This is a genomic window from Amycolatopsis sp. MtRt-6, assembly GCF_017308975.1.
GTDB lineage: Bacteria > Actinomycetota > Actinomycetes > Mycobacteriales > Pseudonocardiaceae > Amycolatopsis.
Map to the genome: position 1 here is coordinate 28,401 of NZ_JADWPD010000013.1, position 21,795 is coordinate 50,195.

The 21,795-nt window shown below is 72.4% G+C and carries 15 protein-coding genes; 2 read left to right on the forward strand and 13 right to left on the reverse strand.

What is annotated here, in order from left to right; translation table 11 throughout:
* Positions 1-16: 16 nt before the first annotated feature.
* The 11 genes from I4Q55_RS22355 to I4Q55_RS22405 form a co-directional block, all read right to left on the reverse strand.
* Positions 17-1,258 (reverse strand): MFS transporter, encoded by a 1,242-nt coding sequence (locus I4Q55_RS22355; RefSeq protein WP_206790264.1) that lies wholly within the window; start codon positions 1,256-1,258, stop codon positions 17-19.
* On the reverse strand, positions 1,255-2,472 hold the full coding sequence (locus I4Q55_RS22360) for an ATP-grasp domain-containing protein (RefSeq protein ID WP_206790266.1): 1,218 nt from the start codon (positions 2,470-2,472) through the stop codon (positions 1,255-1,257). Before I4Q55_RS22360 ends, I4Q55_RS22355 begins: the two co-directional genes overlap by 4 nt.
* A gap of 49 nt (positions 2,473-2,521) precedes the next feature.
* Positions 2,522-3,790: an ATP-grasp domain-containing protein gene (locus I4Q55_RS22365; RefSeq protein ID WP_206790268.1), complete on the reverse strand. Its 1,269-nt coding sequence runs from the start codon at positions 3,788-3,790 to the stop codon at positions 2,522-2,524.
* A 10-nt stretch (positions 3,791-3,800) separates the two neighbouring features.
* A complete protein-coding gene (locus I4Q55_RS22370) occupies positions 3,801-4,403 on the reverse strand; it encodes a DsbA family protein (RefSeq protein WP_206790270.1) in 603 nt (200 codons plus the stop codon).
* Between the two features lie 10 nt (positions 4,404-4,413).
* Entirely contained in the window at positions 4,414-5,499 is a 1,086-nt protein-coding gene (locus I4Q55_RS22375) for a branched-chain amino acid aminotransferase (RefSeq protein WP_206790273.1), read from the reverse strand.
* A complete protein-coding gene (locus I4Q55_RS22380; RefSeq protein WP_206790275.1) occupies positions 5,499-6,812 on the reverse strand; it encodes an adenylosuccinate lyase family protein in 1,314 nt (437 codons plus the stop codon). The genes I4Q55_RS22375 and I4Q55_RS22380 overlap by 1 nt, the downstream gene beginning before the upstream one ends.
* Complete coding sequence (locus I4Q55_RS22385; RefSeq protein ID WP_206790277.1) at positions 6,809-8,734, reverse strand: FAD/NAD(P)-binding domain-containing protein; 1,926 nt, start codon at positions 8,732-8,734, stop codon at positions 6,809-6,811. Before I4Q55_RS22385 ends, I4Q55_RS22380 begins: the two co-directional genes overlap by 4 nt.
* 29 nt (positions 8,735-8,763) lie before the next feature.
* On the reverse strand, positions 8,764-9,801 hold the full coding sequence (aroF, locus tag I4Q55_RS22390) for a 3-deoxy-7-phosphoheptulonate synthase (RefSeq protein ID WP_307793279.1): 1,038 nt from the start codon (positions 9,799-9,801) through the stop codon (positions 8,764-8,766).
* Positions 9,802-9,824: 23 nt separating this feature from the next.
* Positions 9,825-11,489, reverse strand: a complete 1,665-nt coding sequence (locus I4Q55_RS22395) for a class I adenylate-forming enzyme family protein (RefSeq protein ID WP_206790279.1) — start codon at positions 11,487-11,489, stop codon at positions 9,825-9,827.
* Between the two features lie 216 nt (positions 11,490-11,705).
* Positions 11,706-13,535: a BTAD domain-containing putative transcriptional regulator gene (locus I4Q55_RS22400; RefSeq protein WP_206790281.1), complete on the reverse strand. Its 1,830-nt coding sequence runs from the start codon at positions 13,533-13,535 to the stop codon at positions 11,706-11,708.
* A gap of 276 nt (positions 13,536-13,811) precedes the next feature.
* Entirely contained in the window at positions 13,812-14,636 is an 825-nt protein-coding gene (locus I4Q55_RS22405) for an asparagine synthase-related protein (protein WP_206790283.1), read from the reverse strand.
* A 186-nt stretch (positions 14,637-14,822) separates the two neighbouring features.
* Between I4Q55_RS22405 and larB the strand changes: the two genes are divergently transcribed.
* Positions 14,823-15,515, forward strand: a complete 693-nt coding sequence (gene larB / locus I4Q55_RS22410; RefSeq protein WP_206790285.1) for a nickel pincer cofactor biosynthesis protein LarB — start codon at positions 14,823-14,825, stop codon at positions 15,513-15,515.
* Entirely contained in the window at positions 15,512-16,696 is a 1,185-nt protein-coding gene (gene larC / locus I4Q55_RS22415) for a nickel pincer cofactor biosynthesis protein LarC (protein WP_206790287.1), read from the forward strand. The genes larB and larC overlap by 4 nt, the downstream gene beginning before the upstream one ends.
* Positions 16,697-17,367: 671 nt before the next feature.
* Here the strand turns inward: larC and I4Q55_RS22420 are convergent.
* Both I4Q55_RS22420 and I4Q55_RS22425 read right to left on the reverse strand, forming a co-directional pair.
* Positions 17,368-17,718, reverse strand: a complete 351-nt coding sequence (locus tag I4Q55_RS22420; protein ID WP_206790288.1) for a hypothetical protein — start codon at positions 17,716-17,718, stop codon at positions 17,368-17,370.
* 381 nt (positions 17,719-18,099) lie between these two features.
* Positions 18,100-21,789 carry a helix-turn-helix domain-containing protein gene (locus tag I4Q55_RS22425; protein ID WP_206790289.1) on the reverse strand — a complete coding sequence of 1,230 codons (3,690 nt, stop codon included), beginning with the start codon at positions 21,787-21,789 and terminating at the stop codon, positions 18,100-18,102.
* Positions 21,790-21,795: the final 6 nt, after the last annotated feature.

Genomic DNA, 21,795 nt, shown 5'->3' on the forward strand with positions numbered 1-21,795 from the left:
GTTACCTTCCAGGGGTTCAGGCGGAGACCGCGACGGGCGTCTCGCGGCGGGCCAGGATCACGCGGTACTGGAGGATGATCACGACGCCGAAGAGCAGGTAGATCCCGGCCATGCCCTGCGTGCTGACGATCGCGCTCAGGCTGATCAGGATCGAGTTGACGATCTGGCCGAACCGGATGTGCAGGTAGTACGCGGCCAGGTAGCGCGGCCGGCCGTCGTCCGGGGCCAGCTCGGCCAGCAGGGCCTGCTGCACCGGCAGGTTCATCAGCTCACCGGCGGTCAGCACCACGACGGCGACGAGCAGCAGCCACGCGTCGTCGGTGACGGCGAGGACCGCGAACCCGCCCGCGTACAGCGCGATGCCGGCGTAGAGCCGGGCGCGGTCGGGCATCCGCTTCAGGAGCGTGTTGACGACCAGCGCGAACGCGACGACCAGCACGGTGTTGACCGCCTTGAGCACCCCGAGCATCTCCACGCCGGTGACTTCGCCGAACGGGAACACGGGCTGCACCGGGAAGTCCGTCGCCAGCCGGATCCCGATCGCCGTGCTGAGCTGCCCTTCGAGGGTCAGGATCAGCGTGGCGGCGATGATCAGCCGGCGGAACGTCGAGTCGGCCAGCACCACCCGGTAGCCCTGGACGAACTGGGCGACCCCGGTGAGCTTGGTGGCCGGCCGGGGGGTCTCCGGCTTGGTCTCCGCCACCAGCGTGACGGTGACGGTGAGGGCGAACGCCATGCCGATCGCGCCGCCGAGGATCACCGCGCCGAAGTGGGCGCTGTACAGGAACGCACCGAGCAGCGCCCCGGTGCCGAGTGCGAGGTTGATGACCCAGTAGTTGACCGTGTAGACGAACTTGCGCTCCTCCGGCGGCGTCACGTCGATGATCGTCGCGTCGTTGGCGGGCAGCGCGAGGTTCGTCCCGAACTTCACGACGGCGTAGCTGAAGTAGACGGCGAGCGCGCCCCAGCCGGAGTAGTAGGCGACCGCCATCAGCGCGAGGAACCCGGTCCCGACGACGTCGCCGATGACGAGCACGGGACGGCGTCCCCAGCGTTCGGACAGGTGCCCGCCGGCGAGCATGCCGACCACGGCGAACGCGGCGAACACCAGGATCAGCGCGCCGGCGACCGCGACGCCGACGTGCGCGGCGAGGTAGATCGCGATGAAGGTGAGGATCATCGCGTCGATCAGCTTGTGCACGAACGCGAGGCCGATCCGGACCCGGACGTTGCGGTGCAGGGCGAAGAAGGCCCTCATCGGACTTCCACTTCGATCAGGGCGCGGACGTGGTCCGCGCGGGCTTGGGCCTCCGCCGCGGTCGCGGAGCCGGTGAGGATGACGAACCCGTGCCGGGTCTTCGAGCTGACCGTCTCCGGCAGGACGTCACCGGGGACGAACGGGAAACTGAGGGTGTCCACGTAGTCCAGTGCGCGGGCTTCGCCGAGCCCGGTCACCGACCACAGCACCCCCGTGGGGAAGGAGAAGTACGCGATGTGCCCGACCAGGCCGCCCGGCTCCGGCAGCGACGTCCGCCCGGCGAGCGCGGCGAACATCGCCCGCTTGACGTCGAAGCCGCGCGCGTGCCCGATGATGTCCGGGATCTTGTCCCCGCCCAGCCGCGCCTGGGACTCCACGATCCGCGGGCCGTCCGAGGTGAGGATCACCTCGGTGTGCGTCGGCCCGCACTGGTAGCCGACGGCGTCGAGCAGCTCGACCGCGAGCGCGGCGGCGGCCCGCGTCCCGGCCGTCTCCGGCTCGCCGAAGAGGTGGCCGCGCTCGACGAAGTGCGGCAGCGGGCCGAGCAGCTTGCGCGTCACGCCGAGGACGTGGTGCTCGCCGCGCACGGTCATCGTCTCGACGCTGAACTCGGGTCCGCGCAGGTACTCCTCGACCAGCAGCGGCCCGGAGTAGGCCAGTGCGGCCAGCTCGTCGCCCCACGCGGGGAGATCGGCGGGGTCGGTGAGCAGCCGCGTCCCCCGGCTGGCCGACAGCGCGGCCGGCTTCACCACGACGGGCAGGGAAAAGTTCACCAGCAGGGGTTCGATGTCCTGCCAGCGGTCCGCGACGGCGAACCGGACGGTCGAGATGCCCTTGTCGCGCAACAGGGTGCGCATGGCGAGCTTGTCGTTGAGCAGGAACACCGAGCGCGGCGAATTGACCGCCACGCCGAGTTCGTCGGCGACCTCGTAGGCGAGCTGCATGCTCTCCTCGCTGCCGACGTGCCAGACGTGGCGGGCACCGGTGTCCCGGACGGCCGCGCGGATCGCTTCGGCGTAGGCCGCGCGGTCGGTGAAGTCGACCAGCCACAGGCTCTCGGCGAGGCTCTCGACCTCCTTCAGGTATTCGGGGGCGTCCGCACCGAACAGCCGCGCGGCCTCGGCCGGGTCCCAGATCGCGGTGATCCGGAAGCCCTCCGCCCGCGCCTTGCCGAGGTATGCCTTGTACGGCATGACCATCACGAGGTTGGGCATGTCTGCTCCTGTCCGGGCTCGGAGTGATCCAGCCTCGCCGACGCGGCCATCAGCGGACCATCGGCGACGCATCGGCGCGGGTGCCGACGACGATCTGCTGGGCGGCGGCTTCGGCGATCCGGCCCGCCAGGTAGGCGTCACCGGCCGTCGCCAGGACGTGACCGACCCGGTCTTCGTTCACCCGCAACGGATCCACCCGCCCACCGGGCGCGACGGACACGACGGCCTCGCGGACCCCGGGCAGCGCGGCGGCGATGCCCAGGCCGGTCACCTCCGTCACGACGCCGGGATCGGCGGTGAGATAACGGATCGCCGCGCCACCCCGCGGTTCGAGGCCGGCGTCGCCGACGGACTCGCCAAGGTACTGGCGGATCAGCAGCTCCATCGTGGACTGCCCGAAGCTGTGGTCCATCAGCTCGGTGATCCGGTCGCCCGCCGGGCGCGGGTTGATCTCGACGAGCTTCGGGCCCGCGCCGGTGTACTTGATTTCGACGTGCGCGATGCCGAGGTCGAAGCCCACAGCCGTCGTCGCGGCCAGGGCGGCCGACTCCAGCTCGCACCGGACCGCGTCCGGCAGCGCCGTCGGGAAGCTGTGCCCGAGCTCGATGAACCGGTTGCGCCCGCCGAGGATCTTGTCGGTCACCCCGAGCACGCGGACGGCCCCGGCCTCGGCCAGGACCTCCACGCTGACCTCGAACCCGACGAGGCATTCTTCGACGAGCACCTCGGGCGAGCGGGCCTGACCACGGCGGTTGGTCGTGGCGGACCGGATCGCGGTGAAGGTCGCGGCGACCTCGTCCGGCGTGGTGCAGCGGACGACGTGCGCACCGCTGGTCTCGTCGACCGCCTTGACCACGCACGGAAACCCGATCTCCTCGGCGGCCCGTGCGGCCTGCCCGGTCGTCGTGACGACGCGGAACTCCGGCACGGGCACCCCGCGCTCGACCCACCGCCGCCGTTGCGCGGCCTTGTCGCGGGCGATCCGGACGGCGGCCGGGTCGGGGCCGGGCAGGCCGAGCTGACGAGCTGCCTCGGCGGCCTGGATGACCTCGTACTCGGCCACCGAGAGCAGCGCGTCGAGCGGCTTCGCGGCGTCGACCGCCTTCACCGCCTCCAGCAGCGGTTCCAGCTCGTGGGTCGGACAGGCCACGACCTCGTCGACGCACGTTTCGAGCACCTCGGTGCCGCCCGGCGTCGCGTGGTAGCGGTCCAGGCCGCAGCTGAAGAAGGTGACGTGCAGCCCCAGCCCGCGGGCCGCCCGCAGGGCGTCGAACCCGGACCCGGACCGGTTCGACTCGACGAACCCGATGCGTCTCATGTCCGTTCCCTCATTCGTAGTCCAGGCCCGGCGTCCGGGCGCGCTTCAGCTCGAAGAAGTGGGGGTTGCGGGAAAGCGCGACGACGCCGTCGAAGAGGTTCAGCGCCTCTTCGCCGCGCGGGATGGCGTTGAGCACCGGGCCGAAGAAGCCCGTGCCGTCGACGTGGATCGCCGGCGTGCCGAGGTCCGCACCGACCGGCGCCAGCGCCTCGGCGTGGCTCTTGCGCAGGGCCTCGTCGTGGTCCGTGCGCTCCATCGCGTCGGCGAGGGAAGCCGGCAGGCCGACCTCGGCCAGCGCCTGGGCGACCACTTCGTGGAAGTCCTTGTTCCGCCCGTTGTGGATCCGGGTGCCCAGCGCGGTGTAGAGGTCGCGCAGCACCTCCTCGCCGTGGTACTGGGCAGCCGCGACGCAGACGCGGACCGGGCCCCACGAGCGGTCGCAGAACTCGCGGTACCACGGCTCGAGCTCGCGTTCCTCGTTGAGCACGCCGAGGCTCATCACCCGGAACCGCAGGGTGAGGTCGCGGTGGCGTTCCACCTCGAGGATCCACCGCGAGGTGATCCAGGCGAACGGGCAGGCCGGGTCGAAGTAGAAGTCGACTCTGGGGGACACGGGATTCCTTTCACTCCGGGGTGACGGCGTGCAGCCAGCCGAACTCGTCGGGTGCCTGGCCGTACTGGACGTCCAGCAGCGCGTTCAGCAGGCGGCGGGTGACCGGGCCCGTGGTGCCGTCGCCGATCGCCCACTCGCGCTCGGGGGTGACGGCGTGCCCGACCGGCGCGACGGCCCGCGCGGTGCCGCACGCGAACGTCTCGGTGATGCGCCCCTCGCGGCAGCCGCGCTCCCAGCCGTCGAGGGTGACCGGTTCCTCCGCGACGGTCAGGCCGAGCCGCCCGGCCAGCCGCAGGATCGAGTCCCGGGTGATGCCGGCCAGCAGCGTTCCGCTCAGCGGCGGGGTGACGAGCCGGTCGCCCTCCACGAAGAACAGGTTCGAGCCGCCGACCTCTTCGACGTACCGGCGCTCGCGCGCGTCCAGCCAGACGACCTGGTCACACCCGTGCGCCGCGGCCTCGCGCTGCGCGATGTACGACCCGCCGTAGTTGCCGCCGCACTTGATCGTGCCCGTCCCGCCGTCGGCCGCGCGGACGTATTCGGGGGACGCCCAGAGCCGGATCGGCGCCGGCTCGGCCGCGGCGGGCCGGGCGGGGCTGCCGATGACGGCGAACAGGTATTCCTCGGCGGGCCGGTTGGACAGGTGCGTCTCGGCGGCGATCAGGAACGGCCGCAGGTAGAAGCTGTGGCCGCGGGCGCTCGGCACCCAGGCACCGTCGACCCGCAGCAGCGCCTCGACGCCTGCGACGAAGTCGGCCTCCGCCAGCTCGGGCATGGCCATCCGGCGGGCCGAGCGCGCGAACCGGGCGGCGTGGTCGCGGGGCCGGAAGAGCACGCGCTGCCCGGCCGGGCGCCAGAACGCCTTCAGCCCTTCGAAGACGGTCTGTCCGTAGTGGAGCGCCATGGTGGCCGGGTGCAGGGTGAACGCGGCCAGCGGCCCGGTCCGGGCGTCGTGCCAGCCGCGGCCGGCGGTCCACCGCGCGGTCACCATGTGGTCGGAGTAGAGCGAGCCGAACCCGGGCATGCGGAGCAGTTCTTCGCGCTGCTCGGCGAGCATCGGCTCGACGCGCTCGGGCGCGAACTCCAGGGTGGTCATCAGAACTCCTCGCGTTCGAAGCGGGCCAGGGCCCGGTCGGCCAGGGGGCCGGCGAGGCCGGTGTAGCTCGCCGGGTCCAGCAGGCCCGGGGGCACGTCCGCGCCGAGCACGCCGGCCAGGTCCGCCCCGGTGCGCTCGGCTTCGGCGGCCGCCTCGGCCAGCAGGCGCTTGGCCGCGGCCTTGCCGAGCTTCGGGGCCAGGAAAGCGTTGACGCGTTCGGAGACGATCGCGCCGCGGGTGAGCCGCAGGTTCGCCGCCATCACCTCGGGGTGCACCTGCAGCGTCTCGGCCATGCGGACGGCGTTCGCGGCGGCGCCGGCCGTGCCGCGCAGGGCGTCCCGCAGCGGCTGCCACTCGGCGTGCCAGCCGCCCGAGGACCGTTCGTCCTCGGCCGTCATCGACTGGAAGAGGACGACGGCGAGCGGCGGCAGCTGCCGGGCCGCGGTCGCCACGAGCGTCGCGAACACCGGGTTGTGCTTCTGCGGCATGGCCGAGGACGCCCCGCGGCCCGGCGCCCGCTCTTCGCTGACCTCGCCGATTTCGGTGCGCGACAGCACGAGGACGTCCGCGGCGATCTTGCCGAGCGCGCCCGTGGTGCCGAGCAGCGCCGACGCGACGTCGGCGATCGGCGTCCGGATCCCGTGCCAGGGCAGGGCCTGCGGGGCCAGGCCGAGCTTCTCCGCCACCCGGTCGGGCAGGGCGAGCGCACCGGGTCCGTACTGTTCGTACGCGGCGAGGGTGCCCGCCGCGCCGCCGATCGACACCGGCAGGGCCGCGCGCGCCCGGCGCACCCGCTCGACGGCGTCGAGGACGCCGTGCAGCCAGGTCGCCGCCTTGAGCCCGAAGGTGACCGGCACGGCGTGCTGGGTCAGGGTGCGCCCGGCCATCGGCGTGTCCCGGTGCGTCCGGACCTGGTCCGCCAGGCTCGCGGCGGTCGCCAGCAGATCGCCTTCGACGCGCTCGAAGGTGCTGGCGCAGAGCAGCATCAGGGCGGTGTCCAGGATGTCTTGGCTGGTGCTGCCGCGGTGGACGTACTCGGCGGCGGCCGGATCGACCGCGGCGGTGAGCCCGGCGACGAAGGCGACCACGGGGTTCGCCGTCTCCCGCACGCCGGCGGCGATCGCGTCCGGGTCGAGGTCGGCCACGGTCACCGCTCGGATGGCCTTCGCCGCCTCCTCGGGGAGCACGCCCAGCTCGGCTTGGGCTTCGGCGAGGGCGACCTCGACGTCGAGCATCGCGGTCAGCAGCGCGTGGTCGTCGACGAGCGCGCCGGCACCGGTCGCGGCCCACGCGGGAGCGAGCAGCTCGCTCATGCAGTCCTCCCCAGGTCGTCGTGTTCCAGCGCGATCCCCAGGCACGACCGCGCGATGGCATCCGAGTCGCCGAGGATCACCGAGTTGACGCCCGGCCGGATGCCCGCCGCGGTCACCCAGTGCACCGCCTCGGTCGGTACCCCGAACGCGAACCGCCGCGGGTGGGGCCGGCCTCCCGCGTCCACGACGTGGTACGGCCGCCGCGTGACCGCCAGCCCGCCCGTCTCGAACTCGCCGATGCGGTACGGGCGGCACTCCCCGCGGGCGAGCAACGTCCGCAGCAGCGGGTCCGTCGTGTGCCGCAGGTCGGTGTCCGGCAGGCGCGCCTCGATCAGCGTCTTCGCGTGGATGACGACGTCGGGGCACGCGGCGGACCACGCGGCGAACCGGCCGCCGGTGCCTTCGATCCGCAGGTCCGGGCCGAGCACTTCGAGCACGCCCGCGTCCAGCAGCGCGCCGAACTGCTCGACGCGTTCGGCCGGCGGCCCGATCGACAGGTACGCGTTGAGCGGCATGTACCAGCGCCGCAGGTCGTCGCGGTAGGAGGCGCCGGAGATCCCGCCGTGGTCGACGACCATGCGGATCTCGTTGCGCAGATCGCGCAGGACGTCCGTCGCCGCCTTGAGCGGGCCGGTCACGTTGCCCGTGCGCGCCTCGGCCAGTTCGCTGTCCACATAGGACCGAAGCCAAGTGCGGAACGCTGCCGTCGAGGCGACGTCGGCGGCCGAGTACGGCGCCGCGACCCCCCTCCAGTCCCAGGTCCGCTCGATGCCGAACTTGGCCAGCACGATCCGCTGGGCCTCGGTTTCCCGCACCACCAGGGGATCCGCGGACACCTCTGCGGGCCCGGCCGCCGCGAACGCCTCGGTGAACTCCTCGGCGTAACAAGCACATCCCTGCTCCCGCGCCACGGCCGCGTAGAAGACCGTGCGCACCTCCTGGTCGATCAGCGGCCAGACATCACGGCGGAAGTCGGCGCCGCCGGCCAGCCGCCCGATCACCGCGGGTGTGAGGAACCGCGGTTCGTGCCGGCCCGACGCGCCCTTCTCGTTGCGGGCGCGCGCCTGGTACGGGACACCGCGCCGCGACCCGGCGACCAGCCGCGGTTCCCGACCGGAGGGCACGTACGCCAGCGCGCCGCCCGGCTCGCGGGTGAACCGGCCGCCGCGTCCGAGCGTGAGCAGGGCCAGGTGGTCGAAGAAGTTCAGGCCCATCCCGCGCAGGAGCACCGGCTCCCCCGCGGGCACGTCGTCCGTCGGCTCGTCGGCCGGGTTGCCCGGCCCGAAGTAGCGCAGGCCGTGGCGTCCGGCGTACCGGCTCAGCTCCGCTTCGGCCGGGGTGAGCTCGTGCGGCTGGTGCCCCAGCGCGAGCACGACGGCGGCCAGACCGGCGAGGATCGTGCCGTCGTCCAGCACGACGTCCTGGCGGCCGGCGCGGCCGTCCCGGACGTCGGCCGCCCGCGCCTGGTGGGCCACGAACCGCAACGCGGGCGGCGCGGTGCGCGCGATCCGCCGCCGCGTCCAGCGCAGGTAGTTGCCGTAGAACGCCCGTGACGGGTAGTCGTCCGGGCCGAGCGCCTCGGCTTCGGCCCGGACGGCGTCCGGCACGTCCGGGCTGCCGAGCAGCGCGATCGACCGCGCCCACTCGTACAGGCTGGGACCGCGCACGACCGGGCCCGCGCAGTCGACCGTCTCGTCGACGAACATGGTCACCTGGCCGGCGACGGTGTTCATCAGCAGCAGGCGGTCCTGCGTGCTGCGCCACACCTGGCCGCCGTCGGCCAGCCGCGGGTCGACGAGGTGCACCACGAGCCGGTGGCCGGGTGGCACGAGCGCGCCGGCGTTGGCGCTCAACCGTTCCGCGACCGACAACCCGCGCGGGCCGAGCCCGACCACCGCGATCTCCGACGTCTCCCCGAACACTGTCTCCCACTCCCGTACTGGTGACTTGGTCAGCGTCTCTGCAGGCTCCGGCCGAGCCCGGCCGCGACGCCGGCGAGCCGGGTCGTCAACCCGGCGAACTGCTCCGGCCGCAGCGCCTGCTTCGCGTCGCACAGGGCCTCTTCCGGCCGGACGTGGACGTCGATCAGCAACGCGTCCGCCCCGGCCGCGACCGCGGCGAGCGACAGCGGCTCCACCAGCTCCGGCCGTCCGCCCGAGTGGCTCGGGTCCACGATGACCGGCAGGTGGGTGCGCTGCTTCCACAGCGCCACCGCCGTCAGGTCGAGCGTGAACCGCGACGACGGCTCGAACGTGCGGATGCCGCGCTCGCACAGCACCACCTGGTCGTTGCCTTCGAGCAGCAGGTACTCCCCGGCGGCGAGCGTCTCCTCGACGGTGCAGCCGAACCCGCGCTTGAGCACCACCGGCAGGCCGCTCTGGCCCACCGCGCTCAGCAGCGCGAAGTTCTGCATGTTCCGCGCGCCGATCTGGAAGCCGTCCACCACCTCGGCCAGCCGCTTGACGTGTTCCGCGTCGACGACCTCGGTGACGAACGGCAAGCCGGTCTGCTTCCGCGCCTCCACGAGCAGCTCGAGCCCGCCGAACCCGAGGCCCTGGAACGAATGCGGTGACGTCCGCGGCTTGAAGACCCCGCCCCGCAACGCGACGGCGCCGTGCTCCGCGACGATTTCCGCCGTGGCCAGCATCTGCTCCGGCGTCTCGACCGCACACGGTCCGGCGATCACCGCCACCGAGCCGTCCCCGATCGTCGTCGGCCCGAGGGTGACCTCGGTCCCGGCCGGGCGCAGCTCCCGGCGGCCCAGCCACGCCTCGCCGCCCCGCGGCACGCGCCGGGTCGGCGACGGCAGGTCCGCCGCCGCGGCGAGCAGCTCGGGGTTGTCCACTCCGGACACCGGGAGGACGTGGCTCGCGCCGAGGCGGTACACTTGCGTCGACATGCCGGCGGACTCCAGGTACCGCAGCCAGCCGTCGACCCGGGCGCGGGTCACGGTCTCGTCGAACACGAGCAGTTGGTCTTGCTGAATCACGGCGATTGTCTCTTCTCCGGTGGTCACGCGAGCGCGTCGCTCGTCGCGAGGTTTTTGCCCCGGCGGTCCCGGACGTGGACGGCGAGGTCCTTGTACTTGTCGCGCAGGAAGCGCTTGAGCGACTTCCCGGTCACGCCGAGCGGGAAGTCGTCGCCGCCGGTGGCGACCTCGACGACGGACAGTTCGGGTTTCCCGTTGGCCCGCAGGGCTTCGTTGGCCGCGAACAGCACCTTCTCCGCGTCCACGTCCCGGCCCGTCACGACGGCCACGGCCACCTGTTCCCCGTCGTGGCCGCCCGCCACGACGGTGCAGTCCTCGATGCCGGCGACCTCGTTGAGGATGAGCTCCTCCATCAGCACCGAGTAACCGGGCCCGGCGGCCGTGTGCACGACGTCGACCGCGCGGTCGACCTGGTAGAAGTTGCCCTCTTCGTCGCGGTAGGCGACGTCGCCGGTCAGCCAGTAGCCGGCGAGCTTGCTGCGGTAGTAGGTGTCCTGGTTGCCCCAGTAGCCCACGGTCATCGACGGCGGCTTCGCGCCGAGGAAGCCGTACTCGTACGGCTCGGCGAGCGTCCCGTTCTCCCGCACGATCGCGACTTCGGCGAACCCGACCGACTTGCCGACGCAGCGGTCGTTGCGCTCGGTGGCGAGGGTTCGCGGCTGCATGAGCACGCCCCAGCCCAGCTCGGTGGTGCCGAGCCGGTCCAGGAACGCGGCCGGCGGCAGCTCCGGCGACCGCCGCCCGAGGATGTTCTTCAGGTGCCGCTCGTGGATGGCGTCCGCCATGGACACCCAGATGTTCACCGAGTCGAGCGCGCCCTTCGGCGTCTCGATCGCCGCGAGCTCCGGGTAGGCGTGGCCGAAGGCCATCACCATGGTTGGCTGGTGCGTCTCGACGGCTTCGGCCAGCTCGGCGCCGGAGACGTCCCGGTGGACGACCATCGGCTGCCCGCCCAACACGGCGTATGCGTTGAAGGACACACAACCCTGGTGCGACTGCGGAAGCGCGTTCAGGATGAGCGCGTCCGGCTCTTCCTTGTAGTTCACCGCACGCCACTTCGGACCGTCCAAAATGGTCTTGTGGGTGTGGATGACGGGCTTCGGAAGGCCGGTGGTGCCGGAGGAGTGCATGAGGCCCACGGGGTCGTCCGGGTGGTGCCGGAAGCGGTCCGCGTCCGGCAGCACGGCCGACGGCGGCCCGGACTGGTCGGTGTGGACCCACTTCAGGTTCAGCCGGTCGAGGTCCGGGGCGATCCGGGCGAGCCGCTCGGCGTCGGTGTAGAGGCCGGTGGCGCCGCTGCGCTCGATCAGAGCGGCGGCACTGTCACGCTTCGCGTTGCTGTTGATGAGCATGGAGATCGCGCCGATCTGCGCGAGCGCCGAAAGGTGCAGGAAGTACTGGATGGAGTCGGGCGGGAAGACGGCGACCCGGTCGTGCGGCCGCACCCCCCGTTCGAGGTACCAGACCGACCAGCTCTGCACGAGGTGGTCGAGGTCGCGGAGGCTGAACCAGTGCTTCGTTTCCCCGTCGGTGTAAGGGATCGGCGTGAGCGAATGGATGAAGGGCTCGTCCGGGCAGGGGTTGAGCTCGAGCATGGCGGGCAGCAGGTTCCCGCCGCCGATGCTGGGGTCGGCGAGGACCTGTGCCCGCAGTTCCGGGCTCAGGACGGTCTTGTGCGTGAACTCCATGGCATCACTTTCTGCTGCGGGACCGCGGGCTTTCGACTCCGCCACCGAGGCTGCCGGGTCCGTCCATCGGCGACGCATCAGTGCTGCATCAGCGAAGACGGCGTTGCGGGACAACGGATATCGGAGTCGCACAGCGCGTTCACCCGGTCACCGGCGGGCAAAAGAAAACCGTCCGGAGCCGGTCGGCTACGGACGGATCGTTGTGGCCCAAGCGGTTCAGCCGATGCTGCACTCCAGGTCGCCGACCGCGGCCAGCGTGGTCCGGCCGAACGTGGTCAGCAGCCCGTCGCCCAGCTCCGGTTCGTCCACCTTCGTCCGCGCGTGTTCTTGGACCAGGTCGTGGAAGTGGTAGCGCCCCGCCGCCCGCTGGCGCAGCAGGTGGGCGTCGAACAGCGCCTCCAGCGACCGCTCCGCCTCCGGCACCGGCCGGCCCATCAGCCGCGCCGCATCGGCGGCGTCGAACTCCTCGCCCGGGCGCGTGGTCGTGCCCAGGACCCGGAACAGCCGGCGCTGCCCGGCCGGCAGCCTCCCGTAGGACACCTCGAGCCGCGACGCCACGCTGCGGTCCTCCAGGCTCAGCTCGGCCAGGCGCGTGACGCGGTCGCGCAGCCGGAACACCAGGTCGTCGAGGGACCACGCCGGCCGGTTGTGGAACCGGCACGCCGCGATCGCGACCGCCAGGGGCAGGTACCCGCAGAGCGCCACCACTTCCGCGACCGCGTCCGGCCGGCCCGCCGTGCGGTCCACGCCGGCGATCCGGGTGAACAGCGCCGCCGCGTCGGGCGGACCGAACACGTCCAGCGAACGGGCCGTCACCCCGTCGAGGCCGGCCAGCCGGCGGCGGCTGGTGACGATCACCTGCGCCTTTCCCGTGCCGGGCAGCAGCGGCCGGACCTGCCGGGCGTCGAGGGCGTTGTCCAGCACCACGAGGACCCGCCGCTCGGCGAGTTCCGCGCGCCAGCGCGCCGCGCGCTGGCCGCAGCCGCCGGGGATCCGGTCCGGCGCGAGCCCGAAGTCCAGCAGCAGCCGCTCCAGCGCCGCGTCCGGTTCGAGCGGCTCCCGGCCGGCCGTGTGCCCGTGCAGGTCGAGGTAGAGGTGTCCGTCCGGGAACCGGTGCGCCAGCTGGTGGGCGAGCCGGACGGCCAGTGTCGTCTTGCCGACGCCGGGCATGCCGTCGATGGCCAGAATGCTCAGCGCGGTTCCCGCCGACCGGTGTACCGACAGGGACCGCAGCTCCTCGGCGCGGCCGGTGAAGTGCGCGGTGTCGTACGGCAGGAACGACCGGCCCGGGGCGGGCTCGGGCCGCCGCTTCGGCAGGTCGTCGCGCAGGATCCGCTCGTACAGCTCGCGGATGCTCGCGCCCGGGTCGACGCCCAGCTCGTCGCGCAGCATCCGGCGGCCCTGTTCGTAGGCGTTGAGCGCGTCGGCCGTGCGCCCGCACCGGTGCAGGGCCAGCATCAGCAGCTTGCGGGACTCTTCCCGCAGCGGGTGCCGCGAGACGAGCTCGCCCAGCTGCGGCACGAGCGCCGACGCCTCCCCGCCGTCCAGGCGCAGCGCGGCGAGCCGTTCGGTCGCGGTCAGCCGGTTCTCCTCGAACCGCGCGGCGGCGATCTCGAACACGGGATTGTCCAGTCCGGACAGCGCAGGCCCGTTCCAGAGCGCGAGCGCCGCCTCCAAGAGCTCGACGGCCGCGGCGGCGCGCCCGGCGGCCGCCGCCGCGGAGGCCGACGCGACCATCGCGGTGAACCGGTGCGCGTCGACGCCGTGCGGGTCGACGGTGATGCGGTAGCCGGGACCGTCCTTGACGACGAGGTGCTTGGCGGTCCCGAAGCTGCGTCTCAGCGCGGCGACGGCATTGTGCAGCTGTCTTCGCGCCGTCACCGGCGGCTCACCGTCCCACATGGCCTCCAGCAAGCGGTCGGCGCCGACCACCTTGTTCGCACTGAGCAGCAGCATCACCAGGAGCCGCTGCTGGCGCGGGCCGCCGAGGTCCACCCGCTCGCCGTCGCGCTGGACCCGCAGGGTGCCGAGCAACTCGAAGTACATCCGATCCTCCCCCACCGTACGCGTGCGGCCACCGTACGCGGCAGCGCACGCTGAACCGGAAAACTTAGCCGAAGAAAGCATTCGGCGATACGTAATAATCGACACGGCGTTTTCGGCACGGTATCCCGTTGAATGATCGACACGGACCGCACCCGAATCACAACCATGGGTCGATGAACGGATCCAACACGATAGCTGCGGATTCGGTCGGCCGACTTTCCCTTGGCGTTCGGTGTCGGCACAAATGACTACTCCGAATGCGCGGGCGAATAGCGCCTATGGCGGCGGCGCGAGTGCGGGCGCACGATAGGCCGCGACCACACCCGGGCCGCTCAGGCCCAGACCACCGAGCTCGCCGACGACCGCGGCCGCGAGCCCCGGCCGCGCTTCGACGGCCGCGTGCGCAGGACCATCCACCTCCACCCGAAAGCCGGCACCGAGCAAGCGGACGCGCAGGTCACGAGGGCGGATCCCCGCTTCGGCCAGCCGCGCGCCCACCGCGATCTCGGCGCGTTCCACCAGTCCCAACCTTCCTAAAGAGACGGGGACCCCCACGGAGATACGTGACGCCAGGCACGGCGTCGACGGCTTGTCGGCGACGGCCAGCGACCACGCGGCCGCCAGCGCACGAACGTCGCCCTTGCCCAGCCCAGCTTCGGCCAGCGGCTCGACGACGTCCAGTTCACGGGCCGCGCGCAGGCCAGGGCGGTGCAGGGCGCGGTGGTCGTCGGCGTGCGTCCCGGTCGCGACGTGCGCGAACCCGCGCCGGAGCGCGAGGTCGCCGACCGCGCCGAGCACCGCCTGCTTGCAGAAGTAGCAGCGGTCGCCGGCGTTGTCCCGGTACCCGGGCACGGCCAGCTCGGCGGTCGCGACCTCGGCCAGTTCGACGCCGAGACCGGCCGCGATCCCCCGCGCGGCGCCGAGTTCCGCCCGTGCGAGGCTGGGTGAGTCGGCGATCACCGCGAGTGCGCGGCCGGCCGGCAGGGCCCGCGCGGCCGCGGCCAGCACGAGCGCCGAGTCGACGCCGCCGGAGAACGCGACCGCGACGCTCCCGAGCTCGCGGACCCGGCCCAGCAGCCGATCTTCGATTCCGGCGCCCATTACTCTTTCTCCGCTGGTCGCGCGTTCGCGATGATCATTCTGCGGCTGAATAACAGCACTTTTTCCCCCACTCGATGTGCCTTGCGCGTGACGAGCCGATCACCACAGGTCGACTCCATTCCCGGATTCGTACGGCACCCCCGAAACAGTTTACATACGGCGCGCCGGAACGCTAACGTCTCGAAGGTGGTAACGACTGGGGTTACGGCGGCGACCGCCGATCTGGGCTTCGCGCGATTGGATCTCGACCGGGCCGCCCGCACGGGCGATCCGGAAGTGGTGTTCGGCGCGGGAAAGACGCCGGAGCAGATCACGGCCGCGCTGGCGCGGCTGCACGAGGCCCATCCCGGCCGCGCGGTGCTCGCCACGCGGGTCGGGGAGCAAGCGCGGGCGCTGTGCCGGGAACGCCTGCCGGAAGCCGGCGTCGACGACGCCGGCCGGACGGTGACGCTCGGGCCCGTACCGGCACCGCGCGGCCGGGTGGCCGTGGTCTGCGCGGGAACGTCGGACCTGCCCGTCGCCCGCGAATGCGCCACGACGGTGGCCGTGTTCGGCGCGGAGCCGGATCTCGTCGTCGACGTCGGCGTGGCCGGGCTGCACCGCCTGCTGGCCGAACGCGACCGGATCGCCGGCGCCGACGCCGTGGTGGCGATCGCCGGGATGGAGGCGGCGCTGCCCACCGTCCTCGGTGGACTGTGCGGCACGCCGCTGATCGCCGTGCCCACGAGCGTCGGCTACGGCTGGCACCTCGACGGCCTGACCGCGTTCCTGACCATGCTGAACAGCTGCGCCCCCGGCGTGGTGACGGTCAACATCGACAACGGCTTCGGCGCGGGCGTCGCCGCCGCCCGCGTCGCGCGGCAGTCGGTGGCGTCGTGACCGTCGCGTGGATCGACGCCGGGAACGGCTGCGCCGGCGACATGCTGCTGGCCGCGCTGGTCGACGCGGGCGCGGACTTCGCCGAAATCGTCGACGGCCTGGCCCGGCTCCGCGTCGAGGGTGTCCGGCTGACCGAACAGGTGGTGCGGCGGCACGGGCTTCGGGCGCGGCAGGTCGTGGTCGAGGCGCCCGAGACGCGGCACGCCCGCCACCTCCCGGAGATCCTCGACCTGATCGCGTCCGCCGCGCTGCCCGGTGCCGCGCAACGCTTCGCCACCCGGGTGTTCGACACGCTGGCCGACGCGGAAGCCGCCGTGCACGGCATCGAGCGGGACCACGTGCACTTCCACGAAGTCGGCGCGCTCGACGCGATCGTCGACATCGTGGGCTGTGCGCTCGGCCTGCAGGCGCTGGGCCTGCTCGAGGCGACCGTGACGGTGTCGCCGATCGCCGTCGGCGGCGGCACGGTGACCGCGGCGCACGGCCGGCTCACCGTGCCGCCACCGGCGGTGCTCTCGCTGCTCACCGCGGCGGGCGCACCGGTCGCCGCACACCCCGCCGCACGGGAGCTGTGCACACCGACGGGGGCCGCGCTGCTCGTCACGCTGGCGGACGCGTACGGCCCGATGCCGGCCTGCGTCCCGGTCGGCGTCGGCGTCGGCGCGGGAACGGCCGATCCGCCGGGGCACGCGAACATCGTCCGGGTGGTCGTCGGGTCGGCCGCGGAGCCGGACCGGACGTGGGTGCGCGCGAAGATGACCGTCGTCGAGACGACGGTGGACGACCTCGATCCCCGGCTGTGGCCCGACGTCCTGGCGGCCCTGCGCACCGCGGGCGCGGCCGACGCGTGGTGCACGCCGGTGACCGCCCCGAAGGGCCGGCCGGGCATGGTCCTGACGGCACTGGCGGCGGACGACCGCGTCGACGGCATCTGCGCGGCGGTGTTCGCCCACACGTCGACCCTGGGCGTGCGCCTGTCCCCCATCGAACGGCGGTCGCTGCCGCGCGACAGCGTGACCGTGGACTACCGCGGGCGCCCGGTGAGCGTGAAGCGCGGGTACCTCGACGGAGTCGTCGTGACCGCGCAGCCGGAGTACGAGGAGGTGAAGGCCGCCGCGGCCGCCACCGGGCAGCCGCTGCGCCGGGTGCTGGAGGAGGTCCGCGCGGCCGCGGGATCGTGAGCGAGGCTCGGCACGGGAGCCGGGCGGTGGGAACACGGGTGGGTGGACGTTCCGAACGACCCTGGCGCGGCCGCGGCGGAAGCCGGGCGGCGTGCCGCCGGGCGCGCCGAGGCCGCCAGGCATTGGCGGCACGCGCTGGCCCACCGCGACGAGAACGGCGACGTCGAAGACGACGAGCCGTCGCGGGCCTTCCCGGCTTCGGATGATTCCCGGCAGCGCGAAGAAGCCGCGCGCACGCTCTGCCGAAGCACACGAGCGCGCTGCTCACCCGGGCGGTGCCACCGGAGCGGAACACCACCGCAAAGCGGAGACGCACCGGTCGGACGCCGTCGTCGACCGTCGGCGCGCTGATGCGCTCACCACATCGAACGCGCCGGACGAGTGGTCCTAGCACCGGCTTCCTTGCCAGCCATGGTCGGCGATCCTTCCGCGAAGCCGACCTGAAACCGGGATCGACGCAGGCAATGGGACGACCGGCAAAGCTGAAGGTCATTTCCCGCCCGCCGTCGCGACAGGCGGAGCAAGCGGTACTTCGGGGCGGCAGGCGTGCGAGCACTCGAGGGCGCGGTGAGCCGCGCCTGCGCCGAGCGCCGCCGGATCGGCATCGTCTCCGCCGTCCGCGCGGTCCTCGGCCCGCTGCGGACCTCCGGCCTCGACAGCCGCGTCCGGATCTACCCGTCCTCGCCGACGAGCAGCACCTGCATCACGGTCGGCAGCAGCAACCCGGCCAGCGCCAGAGACGCCTTCTCGGCCAGGTGGTGCTCGATGCCCTTACCGGTGACCGCGAGGTCGTTGCGTAGCTTGCTGTTGGGCAACCCGAGGGCAGCCAGCGGCTTGACGAACGGGCGGCCCACCCGCAGCGCCCAACCGTCGGATTCCGCGGTGAGGATCGGCGGCGGCGCTGGCGCCGAGTGCAGCCGGTCGACCAGGGCCCGCAGCGGCGGCCGCGGCGGGAACACATAAACCACGAGCGCCCACAAGCCGACGCCGAGCCCGGCTCCCCATAGCAACGCCTCGATCATGATGACGCTCCCTTCCCGGTGAGCAGGTCGTCGACGTCGGCGTCGTGCTGGCGGATCGCGCTCAGCTCGGTCAGGAACCTCTCGGGTTCGCGCTGGCGCACGATCCGCCCGCGACCTGCACGCTGGTCCGGGTGCGAGCACGGCCGGCCTCAACCCGCATGCACATGGACGCCTGCTCGCGTGCCTCGCCGGCCAGTTCGCCGAACAGGTGACCGCGGCCGCGAGGCCACCCTCGTCTTCACCCGGCTGAGCTGACCGCGCCTGCCCATCCGGGCAGCCGGGTGTAACCGAAGGTTTGCCGCTACGCTGCGTGCTTGGCACGCCGAGCGGCCCTCACGGATCGGGTCCGCCGGGCAGTTCGAGAAGCGGCGGGGATGGGCGTCAGCGGGACAGTGGGCAGACCGGGAACGGTTCGATGTCCGGGATGAAGCGTTGCCATTCCGCGGTGGTCAGGTCCCGGCCGAGGGCCGAGCACACGCGCGCAGCGGCCTCCTCGGTACGAGTCGACCACAGGATCGCTGTGTGGTCGCGGCCGACGGAGGCCAGCGTGCCGCTGTCCGGGCTGAACGTGACTGCGGCCGCTGGTTCGGTGTGCCCGCTCAGCCTGGCTACGGAGGCGCCTTTCTCAACGTCCCACAGTGACACAGTCTGGTCCTCGCTGGTGAAGGCGAGTAGCCGGCCGTTGCGGCTGAAGTCGATGCCGGTCGCCGCGTCGGCGTGACCGGTCAGGGTCGCGATCGGTCTGCGCTCGGCCACGTTCCACAGCCGAACAGTCCGGTCGATGCTCGAGGAGGCGAGGACGCGGCCGTCGGGGCTGAACCTGACGTTTCTCACCCAGCTCTGGTGGCCAATCAGGGTCACGAGGTGCCTGGCGTTCCGCACGTCCCACAGCATCACCAGCTCGTCGTGCCCCGCGGTCGCCAGTGTCCGGCCGTCCGGGCTGAAGGTCACACCGTTGACAGCGCCGGTGTGGCCAAGCAGCTCCGCCGTCCTGATCCACCGCTTGGTGTCCCACAGCATGACGGTCCGGTCGATCGAACTGGACGCCAGCACAGCGCCGCCGGCGCTGAACTCCAGGTCGAGCACGGCGTCCCGGTGACCGGTGAGCTCGGCCACGCGGGTCATCCTCCGCGTGTCCCATATGTCGACCGTCGACCGGTTACCGCCGGATGCCGCCAGGTACCGGCTGTCCGCGCTGAACGCCACCGTGTCCACCGCACCGGGCACGACGGCGAGCGGCGATCGGGTCTGTGCATCCCACAGCATGGCCTGCGAGCCGCCTGCGGTTGCCAGCACGCGCCCGTCAGGGCTGTAGCTGACGTCGCCGACGTCGTTGGGTTCACCGGCCAGGAACAACGTCGGCCGGGCCAGGTCCCACAACACGATCTTGCGGTCTTCTCCCACGCTCGCGACCTGGCCGGTGCGAGGATGGACCGCCAGCGCGTACACGTTGTGCGTGAGCCCGGTCATCCGAGCCCGCGCGACCCGCATGCGGATGTCCCACACCATGACCGTGTGGTCGATTCCCGTGGAAACCACCGATCGGCCCTCCGGGGTGAAGGCGACGGCTCTGACCTCGTTGCTGTGCCCGGTCATGCGGGCGACGGCGCCTCCGTCGGAAGGCCGCCACAGACCCACGGTCCGGTCGTAGCTCACGGTGGCGAGGAACTCGCCGTCCGGGCTGATGGCCAGATCCGCGATCGGCGCGGAGTGCGCCGCGATGGTGAACCGCGCCGTCCTGCCCGGCAGGTCCCAGAAGTGGGCGTGCCCGTCCTCGACCGCGATCACGAGTGTCCGGCCGTCGGGGGTGACGGACATCGCCCTGACCCGCCCGCCGGAGACGGTCGCGGTGGCCGTCGGCGTCCAGGTTCCGGTCTCCCAGAACAGGATCGTGCCGGAATCGTCGGCGGTGACCAGGGTACGGCCGTCCGGGCTGAACACGATCGCGCGAATCCGGTCGCGATGTCCGGTCAGGGATGACATCTTCGTGCGCCGATCGAGGTTCCACACGACGGCGGTGGCGTCGTCCCCGCCGGTGATCGCGTACCGGCCGTCCGGACTCAGCGCGACGGCTCGCAGCCAGGTGTCGTGCCCTGTCAACCTGGCGATGAGCTCTCGCCTGGTGACGTCCCACAAGGCCAGGGTCTGGTCGCGGCTGACCGTGGCGAGCACAGTGCCGTTGCCACTGAACACGGCCTCGGAGATCGCGTCGGTGTGTCCCAGGAGTTCGGACTGGTAGGTCTCCGCTGCCGCGGTGCTCAGCACGGCACCGTGTGCCTCCATTGTCGGTGACATCCGGAAAGCCGCCGTGCTCAGCAGTTTCGACATATCCGGCTGGGACGTCCGCATCGCCACGGCCTGACCGGCGACCTGCCGGGACACGGCGATCCGGTGCATCGCGACCGCGTCCCTTCGCTGCTGCCAGGCGACGAAGCTGAGGCCGACGGCGATCACCAGCAGGATCGAGAGCCCGGCGGTCAGGCGGTGCAGCACCCGCGCCCGCCGGGCCGCCTCCGCCGCTGCGGCGTCCGCGTGCCTGCCGCTCGTGTCGAGGAACTCGCGCTCGACGGAGGTGAGGTCCGGGCGGTGGTCGGCGGCCCACTCCCTGGCGATGGCGAGGCGGGCACCGCGGTAGAGGGCACCGTCGTCCCGGTCGAGTTCCGTCCAGCCGCGCGCTGCTTCGGTGAGCTGGCGGTGCACCCGGAGTCCGTCGCGGTCGTCCACGAGCCAGCCGCCGAGCCGCGGCCAGGCACGAATGAGCGCCTCGTGCGCCAGGTCCACTGTGGACTCGGCGATGGTGATCAGGCGTTCCCTGGCGAGAACGTCGAGGAGCGGGTCGGCGGAAGGTTCCAGTTCGGCGCGCGCGATCCGGCGCCGGGTGTGCGGGCCCTCTTCGCCGAATGCCGTCAGCCGGAGGAACAAGTCCTTGGCAGCACGTTGCTGGTCGTCGGCGAGTGCCGCGTAGGTCCGCTCCGCGGTGGCGGCGAGGGCGCCGTCGATGCCGCCGGCCGCCTGGTAGCCCGCCAGAGTGAGGGTGTTCCCGCGTCTGCGCCGCCACGTCTGCAACAGTGCGTGGGAGACAAGTGGGAGAGCACCCGCCTGCCCGGTCGCTTCCGCGACCATCGCGGTCACCAAAGCACCCTCCAGCACATAGCCGTTCTCACGGGCCGGGTTGACGATGACCTGCCGCAGTTCCTCCGGGCTCAGAGGACCGACGAGCACCTGGGCGTCCCGCAGTGCCGCGACGAGATCGGAATGCTCGGCGCACCGGGCGAGGAAGTCCGCACGTACGCCGAGCACCACCCGCACCGGGCCGAACGGCTCACGCGTGACGGCCGTCAGCATCGCGATGAACGCGGCTCGGACGGTCTCGTCCCGGCAGAGGGTGAAGACTTCCTCGAACTGGTCGACGATGACGACGAACTCGTCGCCGGCTTCCGGCAAGGATTTGCGCACCATCCGGTGCAGACCGTGCGGGTCCGCCGTGATCTCCGCGCGGACGGCGTCCAGCGGTTCGCCGGATGTCCGTGTGAGCCAGCTCGCGCACGCCTCGACCGGGTCGGGACCTGGAGTCATGACGACGACGTGGGAAAGCCGCGGCCCCAGCCCGGCGCGGAGCAAGGACGACTTGCCGACACCGGACGCGCCGAACACGGCTGTGAACGGCTGGTTCGACACCCTGGCCGCCAACTCGGCGACGAGCTGCTCCCGGCCGAAGAAGCGGTCGGCGTCCTCGGCCTGGAACGTGCTGAGTCCCAGATACGGCGCGGACTCATCGTCGTCGGCAGCCGGCGCGCGGAGGGCAGCCAGCTCCGCGGACACCGCATGCCAGCGGGCTTTCCACTCGTCGGCCGCGCCACCGCACGCCCGGACATAGGCCACGGTCACGGCGAGGCTGGGGAACCGCTCACCGCGCGCGGCCTCCGCGAGGGTTGTCGGCGAGTAGTGCGCCCGCCTCGCCAGCTCCCGGTAGCCCGGACCGCCGGCGCGCTGGCGAAGCTGCCGCAGCTGTGCTGCGAACCCCGCGACCGGACCGTCACCGGCATTCAACGGACGCTCAGGCCGAGGCACCGTCGT